Below are 15,517 nucleotides of genomic sequence, written 5' to 3'. Positions count from 1 at the left end.
GGCCGTGAGCCGGGTGGTGCGCGGCACAGGGGGAGCAGCACTCCGTTTCACACCTACGGGCGTACGCCGGGAGACCCCACGGGAGGCCGGTGGCCGCCGGTAGACTTTGCCCTGGTCTCGCCCATACGTGGCCTCGCACACCGGCATGGCAGGGCGACTGGCGGCACCGACAGACCTTGCGACGGAGGAGTGCAGTGGCAGCAGGCGACCGGGCAACGGCACCCGGCAAGGCCGACGGTCTGATGCGTGCCTCCCTGAGCGCGGTCGCGCCCGGCACGGCGTTGCGCGACGGCCTCGAGCGCGTCCTCCGGGGAAACACCGGCGGGCTGATCGTGCTCGGCACCGACAAGACCGTCGAGTCGCTGTGCACCGGCGGCTTCGTGATCGACGTCGAGTTCACCGCGACCCGGCTGCGCGAGCTGTGCAAGCTGGACGGCGCGCTGGTCCTCGACAAGGACATCACCAAGATCGTGCGGGCGGGGGTGCAGCTCGTTCCGGACGCGGCGATCGCCACCGAGGAGACCGGCACCCGGCACCGCACCGCGCAGCGGGTTTCCATCCAGACCGGGTTCCCGGTGGTCTCCGTCAGCCAGTCGATGCGGCTGATCGCGCTGTATGTGGACGGCCAGCGGCGGGTCCTGGAGGACTCGGCGGCGATCCTCTCCCGCGCCAACCAGGCGCTGGCCACCCTGGAGCGGTACAAGCTCCGCCTCGACGAGGTCGCGGGCACGCTCTCGGCCCTGGAGATCGAGGACCTGGTCACCGTCCGGGATGTGAGCGCGGTCGCACAGCGGCTGGAGATGGTCCGCCGCATCGCCACCGAGATCGCGGAGTACGTGGTCGAGCTGGGTACGGACGGCCGGCTGCTCTCCCTCCAGCTCGACGAGCTGATCGCGGGCGTGGAGCCCGAGCGTGAGCTGGTGGTGCGTGACTACGTGCCCGAGCCGACCGCCAAGCGCACCCGTACGGTGGCCGACGCGCTCGCCGAGCTGGACCGGCTGACCCACACCGAGCTGCTCGAACTGCCCATCGTGGCCCGGGCGCTGGGGTACACCGGCTCGCCCGAGACCCTCGACTCGGCGGTCTCGCCGCGCGGTTTCCGGCTGCTGGCGAAGGTGCCGCGGCTTCCGGGGGCCATCATCGAGCGGCTGGTGGAGCATTTCGGGGGTCTGCAGAAGCTGTTGGCGGCGAGCGTGGACGATCTGCAGATGGTGGACGGTGTGGGCGAGGCACGGGCGCGATCTGTCCGCGAGGGCCTGTCGCGGCTGGCCGAGTCGTCCATCCTGGAGCGGTACGTCTAGGGTCTGTCGTTTGGGTCCTGGCGCCTGCGGCGGGCTGGTCCCCTACCCGCCCCTTCCCGAAACCGGGGCCGGCCCCGGCCCCCGCTCCTCAAGCGCCGGAGAGGCTGGGTTGTGGGGCCCCGCCCCCGGACCCCAGGGCCCGGGCCGGAGCCCTGCCACGCGGCGGAGCCGCATATCGATGCCGCAGGAAGGGGCGAAGCCCGAGTTTCGGGGTCTGGGGCGAAGCCCCGGCACGGGGTCTGGGGCGGAGCCCCAGTTTCGGGAAGGGGCGGGGAGGGGAACAGCCCACCGCAGGCCCCTGGTCAGTCCTTCTCGAGGACGAACGACACCTTGGCCGTGCCGAGGCCGTCCACCTTCACCTCGACCAGATACGTGCCGGGCTTGGCCGACGCGCTGCCCGACGGGGTGGCGCAGTGCTCGGCGCTGCGCTTGCGGTCCCACTCCACGGTGCGCTTGGTCTCGCCGGAGCCCTTCACCTCGACCAGCGCACTGGCGCTGCCCTCCGGGCAGTCACCGGAGGCCCAGACGTGGGCGTTCTTGGCGTCCGTGATGGTCAGCGAGGCCGCCGAGCGGCCGAAGTCGACCTTGCAGGAGCTCGACTTGGAGTTCTTCACGACGATCTCGAAGGTGGGCTTCTCCCCCGGCGCCCAGGTGTTCTTGACCTTGGAGTCCTTGACGCTGCGCACCGTCAACTCCGCGTCGCCCGGGCGGCAGTCCGGCAGGCTCGACCCGGCCGGCAGACCCGGTCCGGCCCCGGTGCCGAGGCCGCCACCCGCGCCGCCGCCCGCGCCTCCACCAGAGGAGCCGCCGGAGCCGCTGCCGCCGCCCGCGCCACCGCCGCTCGCGCCGCCGGTCCCGCCGTCGTCCGAGCCGCCACCACTGCCGCCGGAGTCGCCGGAGCCCGAGCCGCCGTTGTCCGACTCGTCGCGCCCGCCCGGCCGTTCGCTGTTCACCGGCCCGGATGAGGAGGGCCCCGGGGTGATCGTGCCGGCGGGTCCCCCGCCGCCCGATCCCTTGCCCTCGTCACTTCCGCCACCGCCCGAACCACCCCAGCCGAAGGCCCAGATGACCAGGAGCACGATGACGACGAGCAGGGCCAGCGCAACGATCCTCCGCCGCCAGTAAATGGAGGAGGGAAGCGGCCCGATCGGATTGCGCAGAGATCCCACGCGGAAACTCTACGAGAGATCGGGAGCTCTACCGGCCAATAACCCCCGCCCCGTTCCCTTCTTTTCTCATGATCCGACCGGATCCCGCACATGAGACCGCCATAAGTCCGCCACCAGGCCGCCACGAGTCGCCCCAAGACGCCCCCCGGACGCCCCCCCGGACGCCCCCGAGTCGCCCCGCGGCCACCCTGAGGGGGCAGGGATACCGCACCCGGGCGCGGTAGGCGGCCATCCGTTCCCGCACGGACGCCCGTATTGCACGATTTGGCAACGACTGGCGCGGCTCGACCCGAACGCCAGCGCCCAGCGCGCCCGCAAACCGTCCCGTCGTGCCAGGATCGAGAGCGATGACTGCCATTTCCGCTTCCGCCGTCCCGGCCGCCGCATCCCCCGACCCCGACGGAGCCGTCCTGCACCGGCCCGTCATCGACTGGTTCGACGCGCACGCGCGCGACCTCCCCTGGCGTCGCCCCGAGGCCGGTGCCTGGGGCGTGATGGTGAGCGAGTTCATGCTCCAGCAGACCCCGGTGAACCGGGTGCTGCCGGTGTACGAGCAGTGGCTCGCCCGCTGGCCGCGCCCGGCCGACCTGGCCGCGGAACCGCCCGGTGAGGCGGTCCGCGCCTGGGGCCGGCTCGGCTATCCGCGCCGGGCGCTGCGGCTGCACGGCGCCGCGGCCGCCATAAGGGAGCGGCACGGCGGTGACGTACCGCGCGACCACGCTCAGTTGCTGGCGCTACCGGGGGTGGGCGAGTACACGGCGGCGGCCGTGGCCTCGTTCGCGTACGGCCAGCGCCATCCGGTCCTGGACACCAATGTCCGCCGGGTGTTCGCGCGCGCGGTCGGCGGTGCGCAGTACCCGCCGAACGCCACCACCGCCGCCGAGCGCAAGCTGGCCCGCACCCTGCTCCCCGACGACGAGCCGACCGCGGCGCGCTGGGCGGCCGCCACGATGGAGCTGGGCGCGCTGGTCTGCACGGCCCGCACCCCCGACTGCGCCCGCTGTCCGATCGCCGCGCTCTGCGCCTGGCGCCAGGCCGGTTCTCCGGAGCACGACGGCCCGCCGCGGCGCGGCCAGACCTACGCCGGTACGGACCGTCAGGTGCGCGGCAAGCTGCTCGCGGTGTTGCGCGGGACGGTGACACCCGTACCGCAGGCGACGCTGGACCAGGTGTGGGACGAGCCGGTGCAGCGGGCCCGCGCGCTCGACGGACTGGTCTCCGACGGGCTGGTGGAACCGCTTTCGGGCGGCCTGTACCGACTGCCGCTGACCTGAGAAGCGACCGCCGCCGAGCTGAGAAAATTCCTCGTCACGGCCCTGTCTGTGACAGACCTGTGACACGCCCAGGACCCGGTTCCGACACTCGGTCGAACCGGGTTCCGTTGTTACACAACCTATGGGTAGCTGTGCATTCGCCGAGGCCCGGATGCGCATCGCGCCGCAACAGCGCCTCCGTAGCGTCCTTCTCGCGCCGACCGACAGGGCGGCACATCAACGGCGGGGAATCAGCGGGATGGAGGCTGCATCATGGGCAGCAATGTTCTGGACTTTGAGGAGTACGTGCGGAATCGGCAGGACGCGCTGCTGCGCAGCGCCCGTCGGCTGATTCCGGACCCGGTCGAGGCACAGGATCTGCTCCAGACCGCCTTGGTGCGCACCTACGGCCGCTGGGACGGCATAGCCGACAAATCGCTTGCCGATGCCTATCTCCGGCGCGTGATGATCAACACCCGTACCGAGTGGTGGCGCGCCCGCAAGCTGGACGAGGTGCCCACCGAGCAGCTTCCCGAGGCGAGTGTCGAGGACGGCACCGAGCAGCACGCGGACCGCGCCCTGCTGATGGACATCCTCTCGGTGCTGGCTCCCAAGCAGCGCAGTGTCGTGGTGCTGCGACACTGGGAGCAGATGACGACGGAAGAGACCGCGGAGGCGCTCGGAATGTCGACCGGAACGGTCAAGAGCACGCTGCACCGGGCGCTGGCCCGGCTGCGGCAGGAGCTGGAGAGCCGCGATCTGGACGCCCGCGCGCTCGGCCGTCGGGACGAGGAAGGCAAGCGGGCCGGGAACGTCCGGCAGCACACGGGTCGGGTCCGGCGCGGCCGCCAGGAGCGGGGGCAGGGCCGGTGCGCGGCCTGACCAGGGCCTCTCCCAGCAGGACAGCCATGATCACCGGCGGTGCGGTCGTGGGCCTCGCGGCCGCCGGCGGCTGGATGCTGGCCGGATGCGGCGCCGCGAGCGAGGGTGTCCGCAAGGAGGGACCGGCGCGCACCGAGTGGGCCTCGGCCGCCGCGGACTCGGGCGCGTACGCGAGTGGCCACGCCTCGGGTCGGCCGAAACCGGCCGGGCAGAAGGTCGACGCGATCAAGCTGGTCGAGACGGATCCGAACGTCAGCGATGATCTGAAGGCGAGCCTCAAGCCCTGCCCCAAGGGCAAGGTGCCCGAGGGCAAGCAGCAGATCGAGGGCTACCCGGTGGACGTGACGTACGGCAAGCTGACCGGCTCCAGCGCCTCCGACCTGGTGATCAACGTGATGAGCTGCGGCGATGGCTTCGGCATCGGCTCGTATGTGTACCGCAAGGCGGGCGACCGGTACGAGAACGTGTTCAGCGACGAGCAGCCGCCCGTCTACGCCGACATCGCCAAGGACGAGCTGCGGGTGACCAAGCTCGCCTACACCTCCGGTGACTCGGTCTGCTGCCCTTCGAGCGAGGCCGTGATCACCTACCGCTGGACCGAGGCGGACAAGACGTTCGACGTGCTGTCCCGCAAGCGCACCGACTACAGCAAGAATGTGCCCACGGAAGAGGCGACCCCGGCGCCGTCCATGAGCGCCGACGACGGAACGGAAGGCTGAACCGAGGCTGTGGCCGAGACCCATGTGCTCTTCGTCGAGGACGACGATGTGATCCGTGAAGCCACGCAGCTCGCCCTGGAGCGCGATGGCTTTCTCGTGACGGCCGCACCCGACGGGTTGACCGGTCTCGAGCGCTTCCGCGCCGACCGCCCCGATATCGCGCTGCTCGATGTGATGGTTCCGGGCCTGGACGGGGTCAGCCTGTGCCGCCGGATCCGCGATGAGTCCACCGTGCCCGTGATCATGCTCTCCGCGCGCGCCGACTCCATCGATGTGGTGCTCGGCCTCGAAGCCGGCGCCGACGACTATGTGACCAAGCCCTTCGACGGCGCCGTGCTGGTCGCCCGCATCCGGGCCGTGCTGCGCCGCTTCGGCCATGCCAGCGGCCCCGGCGGGCGGGGCTCGGAGCCCGTTCCCGAGGAGCCCGACGGCGGGTTGCTGTGCTTCGGCGATCTGGAGGTCGACCCGGAGGGCATGGAGGTCCGCAAGGGCGGTCGGCGGGTCGCGCTCACCCCGACCGAGATGCGGCTGCTGCTGGAGTTCTCGGCCGCGCCCGGCACCGTGCTCTCCCGTGACCGGCTGCTGGAGCGGGTCTGGGAGTACGGCTGGGGCGGGGACACCCGGGTCGTGGACGTCCATGTGCAGCGGCTGCGCGGCAAGATAGGCCAGGACCGGATCGAGACGGTCCGCGGCTTCGGCTACAAGCTCAAGGGCTGACCGGCGTTGGGGCGATTCGCGCTGCGCAGCGGCCTGCGGTGGAAGGTCAGTCTCGCCATCGCGGCGGTGAGCACGCTCGTCGCGGTCGTGCTGAGCCTCGTCGTCCACAACGCGGCCCGCGTCTCGATGCTCGACAACAGCCGCACCGTGATGGACGAGCGGGTGAAGGTCGCCCAGCGGTGGTACGAGCAGTCCCGGGTGCTGGGCTTCGGCGCCAAGCTGGACGACCCCAAGCTGCCCGAGCAGCTCAAGAAGGAGGCGTGGCGCGGCCAGCGCGCCACCTATCTGGAGGACTCCGGCACCGGCACCCCCGAGGTGTGGGCCTCGGTGCCGCTGCGGAACGGCAAGGTGCTGTCCGTCCACACCAAGTTCCAGGACCGCTTCGCCGTCCTCAACGACCTCGACCGGGTGCTGCTCATCGGCTCGGTGGCGGTGGTGATGGGCGGTATCGCACTCGGTGTGCTCATCGGCGATCAGCTCTCCCGGCGGCTGCGCAAGGCGGCCACCGCCGCCCGCAAGCTGGCCGAGGGCGACTCCGAGGTCCGGGTGCGCGAGGCGATCGGCGGCCGGGTGCGCGATGAGACCGACGATCTGGCGCGTGCGGTCGACGGCATGGCCGAGGCGCTGCAGCAGCGGCTGGAGGCGGAGCGCCGGGTCACCGCCGATATCGCGCATGAGCTGCGTACCCCGGTGACCGGGCTGCTCACAGCGGCCGAGCTGCTGCCGCCGGGCCGCCCCACCGAGCTGGTACGGGACCGGGCGCAGGCGATGCGCACCCTGGTCGAGGACGTGCTGGAGGTCGCGCGGCTGGACGGCTTCGCGGAGCGCGCGGAGCTCCAGGAGATAGCCGTGGCCGAGTTCATCGCCCGCCGGGTGCGGGCGGTGGCCCCCGACGCGGTGATCAACGTGGCGCGTGACGCCCATGTCTCCACCGACCCCAGGCGGCTGGAGCGGATCTTGGGCAATCTGCTCGCCAACGCCGCCCGGCACGGCAAGCCGCCCTTCGAGGTCACGGTCGAGGGACGGGTGCTGCGCGTCCGCGACCACGGCCCCGGATTCCCGGAGGAGCTGCTGAAGGACGGGCCGAGCCGGTTCCGCACCGGCAGCAAGGACCGCGCGGGCACCGGGCACGGCCTCGGGCTGACGATAGCCGCGGGCCAGGCGCGGGTGCTGGGCGCCCGGCTGACATTCCGCAACGCCGATCCGGTGCTCGACGGGACGGATGGGATGAACGGCACGGACGGCGAGTGCCGGGGCGCGGTCGCCGTGCTCTGGCTGCCGGAGTCCGCGCCCACCAACACCGGCAGCTTCCCGATCATCGAGGTGCCGGACTGAGCGCTCAGTCCGCGACGCAGCCGTCCCAGGGCTTGCTGAAGTCCATCTCCTCGCGGGGCTGGGTGAACGAGAACCAGTTGCCGGAGTCGTCGCGGAAAAGGGCCTCGGTGCCGTACGGACGCTCCTGGGGCTCCTGGACGAACTCCACGCCCTTGGCCTTGAGCGCCTCGTAGTCCCGGTGGATGTCATCGGTGGTGAACACCCCGGCGCCGAGCACGCCCTTGGCGACCAGCGTCCGCAGGGCCTCGGCGGACTCCGGGTCGAGCCCCGGCGAGCTGGGCACCATCAGGGTGAGCTGCACATCCGGCTGGTCCTTGGCGCCGACCGTCAGCCAGCGCATCCCGCCGCCCTCGCCGTCCCCGCCGATGCTCATGTCGGTGCGGACCTCGAGGCCCAGCTTCTCGGTGTAGAACGCCTTGGCCCGGTCCTGGTCGAGGACCCAGACGGTGACGATGGACATCCCCTTGATCATTGCTGCCTCCGGAGGTATCGGGATGGATCGCGCGTCGTCGCGACATCGCCACCGTAGGCAGCAGCAGGTCCGGCCCGCTTCTCAAGAATTGCTGTCCTCGGCGCCACCGATGTGGGCGGGGTGGGCAGGTGCGTCGCGCCCGCCGTACCAGAGCATGGCGTAACACCCCGGTATGACCCCCGCGGCCCGGCCGACGTACCGGTCCCGGTAGGCGCTGGGGGTGAGCCCGGTCTGCTTCTTGAAGCTCGTCGAGAACGTGCCGAGGCTGCTGAAGCCGACGAGCGAGCAGATCTCGGTGACCGAGAGATTGGCCGAGCGCAGCAGCTCCTCGGCCCGCTCGATGCGGCGCCGGGTCAGATACTGGCCGGGCGTGGATCCGTAGGCGCCCTTGAAGGCGCGGATGAAGTGATAGCGCGAATAACCGGCATGCGCGGCGACCGCGTCCAGGTCGAGCGGCTCGGCCCAGTCGCGGTCCATCACGTCCTTCGCGAGGCGCAGCCGGCGCAGATGCGCCAGCCGCGCCTCGTCCGGCGAGGTCACCATGGGGCCGATGCTGTCATGCCCCACTGACAGGGAGGTGGTCCCTCAGGGTCCCCCAGAGTCCGTTGGTCAGACGGGCTCGGCGACCGGCGCCGCGTCGGCCGGGGCCTCGTCGCCGTCGGCGGACTTGCCGGGCCCCCCGCGCAGCGGGACCTCCTTGACGAACCAGGCCGCGAGGAAGCCGATGATGCTGATCAGCGCGCCCCACAGGAACACCTGGTGGGCACCGCTGGCCACCGCGTGGGTGTACGCGTCCCGGATGCCCGGGGGCAGCTTCTTCAGGCTGGCCGGGTCGAGCTGAGCGCTCCCGGAGGTGACGGCCGCCGCCTTCCCGCCGGCCCGCTCGGCCATGGTGTCCCGCACCTGGCTGGTGAACAGGGCACCGAGGATGGCGACACCGAAGGAGCCGCCCAGGGTGCGGAAGAGGGTGGCGGAGGAGCTGCCGACGCCCATGTCCTTCATCTCGACGCTGTTCTGCGCCACGAGCATGGTCGTCTGCATGAGGCAGCCCATGCCCATGCCGAGCACGGCCATGTAGAGGCCGGAGCTGAAGCGGGTGGTCTCGGTGTCCATGGTGGACAGCAGGAACATCCCGACGGTGATCAGGAGGCCGCCGATGATCGGGAAGATCTTGTACTTGCCGGTCTGGGTGGTGACCCGGCCCGCGACCAGCGAGACGACCAGCATGCCCAGCAGCATCGGGAGCAGCAGCAGCCCGGAGTTGGTGGCCGTGGCGCCCTGGACGGTCTGCTGGTAGAGCGGCAGGAAGGTGGTCGAGCCGAACATCACGAAGCCGACGAGGAAGCCGATGGCGGTGACCAGCGTGAAGTTGGCGTTACGGAAGATGTGCAGCGGCAGCACGGGCTCGGCGACCCGCTGCTCGACGAAGACGAACGCGACGAGCGCGAGGACACCGAGCGCCCCGAGCCCGAGGATCTGCGCCGAGCCCCAGGCGTACTCGTTGCCGCCCCAGGTGGTGATCAGCACGAGCGCGGTGATGCCCACGGTCAGCAGGGCCGCGCCGGTGTAGTCGATCCGCCCCTGGGAGCGCTTCTTCGGCAGGTGCAGCACGGCGGTGATCGCCGCGAGGGCGACGGCGCCGAGCGGAAGGTTGATGTAGAAGATCCAGCGCCAGCCGAGGTGGTCGGTGAGGGTGCCGCCGACCAGCGGGCCACCGATCATGGCCACGGCCATCACACCGGCCATGATGCCCTGGTAGCGGCCACGCTCCCGGGGCGGCACCAGGTCACCGATGATCGCCATCACGCCGACCATCAGGCCGCCCGCGCCCAGGCCCTGGATGGCCCGGAAGCCGATGAGCTCCCCCATGCTCTGTGCCATACCGGACAGCGCCGAGCCACCGAGGAAGACCGCGATGGAGGTCAGGAAGATGCCCTTACGGCCGTACATGTCGCCGAGCTTGCCCCAGATGGGGGTCGAGGCGGCGGTGGCCAAGGTGTACGCGGTCACCACCCAGGAGAGGTGGTCGAGTCCCCCCAGCTCGCCGACGATGGTCGGCATCGCGGTGCCCACGATCATGTTGTCGAGCATCGCGAGCAGCATCGCGATCATCAGCGCGAAGATCACCACACTGGTGCTGCGCTGCTTCGGCTCGGCCTTGCCCTTGGGCTCCTTGGGTATCTGGGCCTCCTGGGCGGCCTGAGCCGATGTCGAAGCGGATGACGCTTCGTCTTCTGATGGTTTCCGGAACATGTTCTCCGTCTCCCCCTGGGTGATGAGAGCCCTGACGCCCACTTACTTGCCGCCCGGCTAGTTCAGTACAGTGGAGACGGTAAGGCGCCAACTAGCCGGGCGTCAAGTAAGTTACGTTCGGCCTGCCAACGGCAGCCAGACCACCAGCACAGGAGAGCACCATGGGCGGCACACCGCGGCGGGGAGACACCCGTCAGCGCATCCAGGACGTGGCCCTGGAACTCTTCGCGGAGCGGGGTTACGAGAAAACGTCACTGCGCGAGATCGCCGAGCATCTTGAGGTCACCAAGGCAGCGCTCTACTACCACTTCAAGACCAAGGAAGACATCGTCCTCAGCCTGTTCCAGGACCTGGGCCGGCCGCTCGACGAGCTGATCACCTGGGGCGAGCAGCAGCCGCGCACGCTGGAGACCAAGCTGGAGCTGCTGCGCCGCTACAGCGAGTCCCTGGACATCGCCGAGCCGCTGATGCGCTTCATGCAGGAGAACCAGGCGACGGTGCGCGAGCTGAGCATCGGTCAGATCTTCAAGAACCGGATGCTCGCCATGTCCGCCCTGATCCGGGACCCGGAGGCCCCCATGGTCGACCAGGTCCGGAGCGTCACGGCCCTGTTCAGCATGCATGCGCGGATGTTCGCGCTGCAGGCGATCGAGGGCGACGCCGAGGACAAGCGCAAGGCCGTCCTCGAGGTCGCCCTCGATCTGGTGAAGCAGGCGCATGCGTCATCGACGCATGGCTGACATGCGCGCGGAGCGCATGGGGGGCGTCAGACCCTGACGCCGTGGTCGCGTCAGAGCTTGACGCCGTGGTCGCGGAGGAACTTGAGCGGCTCGACCGCGGTGCCGTAGTTCGGCGTCGTACGGATCTCGAAGTGCAGGTGCGGGCCGGTCGAGTTGCCGGTGCTGCCGGACAGGCCGATCTGCTGGCCCTCGGTCACGGTCTGGCCGATCCGCACATCGATGCGGGACAGGTGGGCGTACTGCGAGTACGTCGCGTTGTCGTGCTTGATCACGATCGCGTTGCCGTACGCGGGGCCGTCACCGCCGCCGTTCGGGCCCGCCTTGACGACGACGCCCTCGTGGGCCGCGTGCACCGGGGTGCCGGTCGGCACGACGAAGTCCTGACCGCTGTGGTTGTGCGACCACAGGTTGCCGGCCAGGCCGAAGGCGGCGCCTATCGAGAACTTGTCGACCGGGGTCTGCCAGTCCTTGGGGGCCTTCTTGGCCGGAGCCTTCTTGGCAGGGGCCTTCGCGGCGGCCTGCTTGACGGACGGGGCGGCGGGGGCCTCGCCCGCACCCACGGCGAACGCCGTTCCGGCACCCAGCGCGAGCGAGGCGCCCAGGCCGACGGCGACCACAGCGGCGCGCCCCTTGGATACGGACGTGAGCGAGAAACGGCGGTTTGTGGCGCGCGGGGCCATGGAAGTACCTCCAGAAGCGTCTTTGGACGCCTCTTGTTATCCCGTTCTCGTGAATAGGCCAAGGCGTTCTTCTACTAAGTGGCTACGTAGCCAATTGGTTATGGGATGCGTTTCCCGCGCGAAATTCCCGGAAACCCCCATCACACCTCTGACCTGCGAGATCCCCTATTTACCGTAGTAGACGCCGAAGGGCCTGTGCGGGAAGTCACCTTCGCAGGGACTTTCGGATGTCCGATTCGGGACCAACGTCCTTACCCCGCTGTACGCTGTCCGGTCAGGGACACACAACGTACCGGGGGGAATGGACGTGGATCCCGCAGTCATCGGCGCGCGCCTGGCGTCGAGCGTCGTCGCACCGCTCATCAAGAAGCTGTTCGTCAAGGAGGGTCCGGGCGCCGGGCTGGTCAACCAGCCGGTCCGCATTTCCTCCCTCGTCTCGTTCCGCGGCGAGAAGCGCACGCTGACCGAGAAGGACCTCGACAAGCTCGCCGCCGAACTGGTCGCCCAGGCCACCCGGCACGCCGGCCCCGGCGAGCGGCCGTGCCCCGCCGACGAGGACGAGCTGGTCGCCGAGCAACTGGCCACCACGCTGTACGCGCTCGGCGACCTCGATATGAGCGACGTCCAGGCGGTGCAGCTCGGCCACCAGGGACTGGCCTACGAGCTGGCCCACGCCACCCGCACGCGGGGCAGGACCACGCCGCGCCTCAGCCAGGGCGGCACGCTGCTCCACGAGCGCCTGCTGGACACCGCCTGCCTGCACATCCTGCACTTCTTCACCCAACGCTCGGCGTTCGTCCCGCGCACCCTCGTCGACCAGAGCGGCCGGCTCAGCGAGCTGATCACCAAGATCGACATCCTGATCGAGCGGATTCCGTCCCAGACCGCGCAGGACGCGGGCTTTGAGCGCCGGTACGCGGAGTACATGATCGGCAAGCACTCCACGCTGACCATCGTGGGGATCGACCTCAGCCACGCGGAGGCCACGTGGCCGCTGGACGCGGCGTATCTCAGCCTGGAGGCGGTCTCCTCCTCCGGCGAGGAGCGGCCGCTGGGCGCGTTCGCCGGGGAGCCCGGTGGGTCCGGTGAGTCACCCGCCGCCGCCCTTCCCACGGCCCTGCCCGCCGACCGGGCGCTCTCCGGCCATCAGCGGGTGCTGCTGCGAGGCGTCGCGGGCTCCGGCAAGACCACGCTCGTCCAGTGGCTCGCCGTGTGCACCGCCCGGCAGGAGTCGCTGCGCGGCCTGGAGCAGCTCATCGGCCGCGTCCCCTTTGTTCTCCCGCTGCGCACGATCGCCCGCCAGGAATCCCTGCCCTCCCCGGCCGCGTTCCTGGCCTCGGTCCACAACCCGCTGGACGGTGCCCAGCCGCCCGGCTGGGCCGACCGCGTCCTGACCGCCGGGCGCGGGCTGCTGCTGATCGACGGCATCGACGAGATCCCCGAGCGCGACCGCGAGCGCACCCGGGCCTGGCTGTCGGATCTCCTCATCGCCTATCCGGACAATCTGTGGCTGGTCACCTCCCGCCCCTCGGCCGTCGACGACGACTGGCTGGGGGCGCAGCGCTTCTCCGAGTTCACGCTGTCCCCGATGAGCCGCGAGGACATGGCCGCGTTCATCGACCGCTGGCACGATGCGGCGCGCCAGAGCTGCCGCACGGAGGAGGAGCGGGCGACGCTGGGCGCGTACCAGTCGGCCCTGCACACCGCCGTCCGCACCAAGCAAGATCTCAGCCGCCTCGCCACGAACCCGCTGATGTGCGGGCTGATCTGCGCCCTGCACCGCGCCCGGCGCGGCTATCTGCCGCCGGGCCGCAAGGCGCTGTACGACGCGGCGCTGTCGATGCTGCTGACGCGGCGCGACACCGAGCGCCATATCTACGCGCCGGGTGACGTCCAGCTCGACGAGGAGCCCCAGATCCAGCTCCTCCAGCGGGTCGCCTACTACCTGATCCGCAACGGCGAGGCCGAGCTGGACCGCGACCGCGCGGAGCGCCTCATCGAGGAGGCCCTCCCCTCCGTCCCCGCCGCCCGGGCGCTGGGCGACGCCCCGGCCATCCTGCGCCATCTGCTCCTGCGGAGTGGGCTCTTGCGCGAGCCGTCCGTGAGCACGGTGGACTTCATCCACCGCACCTTCCAGGACTACCTGGGCGCGAAGGCGGCGGTGGAGGCGTGGGATGTGGGCCTGCTGATCCGCAATGCGCATGACGCGCAGTGGGAGGACGTCATCCGCATGGCCGTCGCGCATGCGCGGCCGCGTGAGCGGGCGGAGTTGCTGAACAAACTGCTGGAGCTGGCCCGGCACAAGGACAGCGCCGACTCGGCACTCCGTCTGTTCCTGCTGGCCATGGCCTGCCTGGAGCACGCGCCGGACCTCGACCCGGCGACACGGGACGGGGTCACGCGGCACGCGATGGAGTTCGTCCCACCCATGACCATCCCCCGAGCCCGGGAGCTGGCCACGGTGGGCCCCCTGGTACTGGAGCTCCTTCCGGGGCCGGAGGGGCTGACGGACGAGGTGGCGGAATGCTGCGTGGTGACGGCCTCACGCATACCAGTGGACGCGGCGATCCCCTATCTGGCGAGGTTCGCCGACCACCCGGCGGTCGGGGTGCGCGCGCAACTGGCGTCGAGCTGGGGGCGGTACGACACCGAGCGGTACTTCCATGAGGTGATCCTCCGCCTGGACCGGGACGACCTGTACTTCGTGGCCGAGACCATGGAGCATCTGCGGCTGCTCCTGGACACGGGTCCGCGTCCGTGGCTGATCCTGCGCGGGGATTTCACGGAGGACGAGATCAGGGACGGCCTCGACGGGGAAGAGGTGACCCGGCTGCAGCTGAACCGTAACGGCGTGGTCGACAACCTCGGCGCCGCGATCGGCCACCTGGTAAACCTCGAAACGCTCTATCTGACCGACTGTCTCAGGGCCGTCTCCCTCACCGGCCTGTCCGACCTCCCTCTCCGCACCTTGGTCTTCGAAACGCCGGGCCTGTCAGGCGTGGGCGTCGTGCCCTGGCGCATGGAGAAGCTCACAGCGCTGGAGCGGCTGAAGGTCACGATCGGACACGCAAGTATGGAGCGCGACTTCCCACCCAACATCACCTGGTTGGATCTGCATGTTGTGCACGAGTTCCTGGACACCGCCTGGTTGTCCTCGGCATTCCCCCGCCTTCGCCACCTGAACATCCTCTTTCCCAGTGGCGCCGACCGCTCCATCGACCTGTCCCCGCTCGCTGCTCTCCCCGACCTGGAGACGGTCACAATCAACGTGGAGGTCAGCGGTGCCGCATCACTGCCCGGCGTCACGGTGACGGCTTCTTCCGCCTTCGCTCGGCCTTCAGCAGGCGCTGGTAGTCCGTGAGTACGCGCAGCAGCGCGAACCCCGTGCCGAGGGGGATGGTGCCAAGCTCCAGCCGGGGTTGCCGGGGGTCACTGAGGTCGGCCCGTACGTCGGGGAGCCGTACGCCGTGGGCGGCGAAGTCGTCGCGCAGGGTCTCGGCGACCCGCTCGGCGGGGGTGGCGTTCATGCGGTGCTTTTCGTGTGCGCGGGCGGGACGTTGAACTCGAACCAGACCGCCTTGCCGGTGCCGTTGGCCGGTTCGTCGGGCGTCATGCCGCAGCCGTCGGAGAGGACGGTGACCAGGAAGAGGCCGCGCCCGTTGGTGTCATCGCCGACCGCGCGGCGGGGCGAGGGCAGTTCGGGGCTGTCGTCGTGGACGGTCACGCGGACGCGGTCGTGCTGGATGGTGGCGGCCATCCGTACGTCGCCCTTGCCATGCCGGTGGACATTGGTCACCAACTCCGAGGTGCACAGGGCTGCCGCTTCGGCGAGTTGGGGTAACCCCGAGGCCGCGAAGATCCCGCGCACGAAGTCGCGGCACAAGCGGGGTGACGTGGGGAGGGCGGGGGCGGAGAGGGTGTAGCGGTGCGGATGTTCCGGGTGTGTGGGTGCTCCCATGCGACGCCTCCGTGGCGCTTCGTAAACGGGCATCGTGC

General features: G+C 70.4%; 15 protein-coding genes. 8 read left to right on the top strand and 7 right to left on the bottom strand.

Annotated elements, in window-relative coordinates; all coding sequences use genetic code 11:
* The first annotated feature begins 242 nt into the window (after nucleotides 1-242).
* Entirely contained in the window at nucleotides 243-1,301 is a 1,059-nt protein-coding gene (disA, locus tag BLV72_RS19010) for a DNA integrity scanning diadenylate cyclase DisA (RefSeq protein ID WP_050993876.1), read from the top strand.
* 302 nt (nucleotides 1,302-1,603) lie between these two features.
* Here the strand turns inward: disA and BLV72_RS19005 are convergent, their stop codons facing one another.
* Nucleotides 1,604-2,470, bottom strand: coding sequence for a hypothetical protein (locus BLV72_RS19005; RefSeq protein ID WP_093463663.1), 867 nt, complete (start codon nucleotides 2,468-2,470; stop codon nucleotides 1,604-1,606).
* Between the two features lie 347 nt (nucleotides 2,471-2,817).
* Between BLV72_RS19005 and BLV72_RS19000 the strand changes: the two genes are divergently transcribed.
* From BLV72_RS19000 to cseC, 5 genes are all read left to right on the top strand, one after another.
* A complete protein-coding gene (locus BLV72_RS19000) occupies nucleotides 2,818-3,744 on the top strand; it encodes an HhH-GPD family protein (protein ID WP_093463662.1) in 927 nt (308 codons plus the stop codon).
* A 252-nt stretch (nucleotides 3,745-3,996) separates the two neighbouring features.
* Nucleotides 3,997-4,605 carry a SigE family RNA polymerase sigma factor gene (locus BLV72_RS18995; protein ID WP_093463660.1) on the top strand — a complete coding sequence of 203 codons (609 nt, stop codon included), beginning with the start codon at nucleotides 3,997-3,999 and terminating at the stop codon, nucleotides 4,603-4,605.
* Nucleotides 4,606-4,631: 26 nt separating this feature from the next.
* Complete coding sequence (locus tag BLV72_RS18990) at nucleotides 4,632-5,324, top strand: hypothetical protein (RefSeq protein WP_093463659.1); 693 nt, start codon at nucleotides 4,632-4,634, stop codon at nucleotides 5,322-5,324.
* Between the two features lie 9 nt (nucleotides 5,325-5,333).
* Nucleotides 5,334-6,041 (top strand): two-component system response regulator CseB, encoded by a 708-nt coding sequence (gene cseB / locus BLV72_RS18985; protein WP_093463657.1) that lies wholly within the window; start codon nucleotides 5,334-5,336, stop codon nucleotides 6,039-6,041.
* Between the two features lie 6 nt (nucleotides 6,042-6,047).
* Complete coding sequence (gene cseC, locus BLV72_RS18980) at nucleotides 6,048-7,376, top strand: two-component system sensor histidine kinase CseC (RefSeq protein WP_093463656.1); 1,329 nt, start codon at nucleotides 6,048-6,050, stop codon at nucleotides 7,374-7,376.
* 4 nt (nucleotides 7,377-7,380) lie between these two features.
* Here the strand turns inward: cseC and BLV72_RS18975 are convergent, their stop codons facing one another.
* The 3 genes from BLV72_RS18975 to BLV72_RS18965 all read right to left on the bottom strand — a co-directional run bounded on the left by BLV72_RS18975 (nucleotide 7,381) and on the right by BLV72_RS18965 (nucleotide 10,101).
* Nucleotides 7,381-7,848, bottom strand: a complete 468-nt coding sequence (locus BLV72_RS18975; RefSeq protein WP_093463654.1) for a VOC family protein — start codon at nucleotides 7,846-7,848, stop codon at nucleotides 7,381-7,383.
* 81 nt (nucleotides 7,849-7,929) lie between these two features.
* Nucleotides 7,930-8,391: a helix-turn-helix transcriptional regulator gene (locus BLV72_RS18970; protein WP_093463653.1), complete on the bottom strand. Its 462-nt coding sequence runs from the start codon at nucleotides 8,389-8,391 to the stop codon at nucleotides 7,930-7,932.
* Between the two features lie 66 nt (nucleotides 8,392-8,457).
* On the bottom strand, nucleotides 8,458-10,101 hold the full coding sequence (locus BLV72_RS18965; RefSeq protein ID WP_425288384.1) for an MDR family MFS transporter: 1,644 nt from the start codon (nucleotides 10,099-10,101) through the stop codon (nucleotides 8,458-8,460).
* Nucleotides 10,102-10,262: 161 nt separating this feature from the next.
* On the opposite strand from BLV72_RS18965, the gene BLV72_RS18960 reads away from it, so the two are divergent.
* Entirely contained in the window at nucleotides 10,263-10,841 is a 579-nt protein-coding gene (locus tag BLV72_RS18960) for a TetR/AcrR family transcriptional regulator (RefSeq protein WP_093463651.1), read from the top strand.
* 50 nt (nucleotides 10,842-10,891) lie between these two features.
* On the opposite strand, the gene BLV72_RS18955 is transcribed toward BLV72_RS18960, so the two are convergent.
* Nucleotides 10,892-11,521 (bottom strand): M23 family metallopeptidase, encoded by a 630-nt coding sequence (locus BLV72_RS18955; protein ID WP_093463650.1) that lies wholly within the window; start codon nucleotides 11,519-11,521, stop codon nucleotides 10,892-10,894.
* 307 nt (nucleotides 11,522-11,828) lie between these two features.
* On the opposite strand from BLV72_RS18955, the gene BLV72_RS18950 reads away from it, so the two are divergent.
* Nucleotides 11,829-14,882 carry an NACHT domain-containing protein gene (locus BLV72_RS18950; RefSeq protein WP_093470430.1) on the top strand — a complete coding sequence of 1,018 codons (3,054 nt, stop codon included), beginning with the start codon at nucleotides 11,829-11,831 and terminating at the stop codon, nucleotides 14,880-14,882.
* Here the strand turns inward: BLV72_RS18950 and BLV72_RS18945 are convergent.
* On the bottom strand, nucleotides 14,824-15,048 hold the full coding sequence (locus BLV72_RS18945; protein WP_093463648.1) for a hypothetical protein: 225 nt from the start codon (nucleotides 15,046-15,048) through the stop codon (nucleotides 14,824-14,826). The genes BLV72_RS18950 and BLV72_RS18945 overlap by 59 nt on opposite strands.
* Nucleotides 15,045-15,479 carry an ATP-binding protein gene (locus tag BLV72_RS18940; protein WP_093463647.1) on the bottom strand — a complete coding sequence of 145 codons (435 nt, stop codon included), beginning with the start codon at nucleotides 15,477-15,479 and terminating at the stop codon, nucleotides 15,045-15,047. The genes BLV72_RS18945 and BLV72_RS18940 overlap by 4 nt, the downstream gene beginning before the upstream one ends.
* Between the last annotated feature and the right edge of the window lie 38 nt (nucleotides 15,480-15,517).

The sequence above is a fragment of the Streptomyces melanosporofaciens genome (assembly GCF_900105695.1).
Taxonomy (GTDB): Bacteria; Actinomycetota; Actinomycetes; order Streptomycetales; family Streptomycetaceae; genus Streptomyces; species Streptomyces antimycoticus.
The sequence above is the reverse complement of the archived record's forward strand: the minus strand, read 5'-3'. Positions and strand labels throughout refer to the sequence as shown.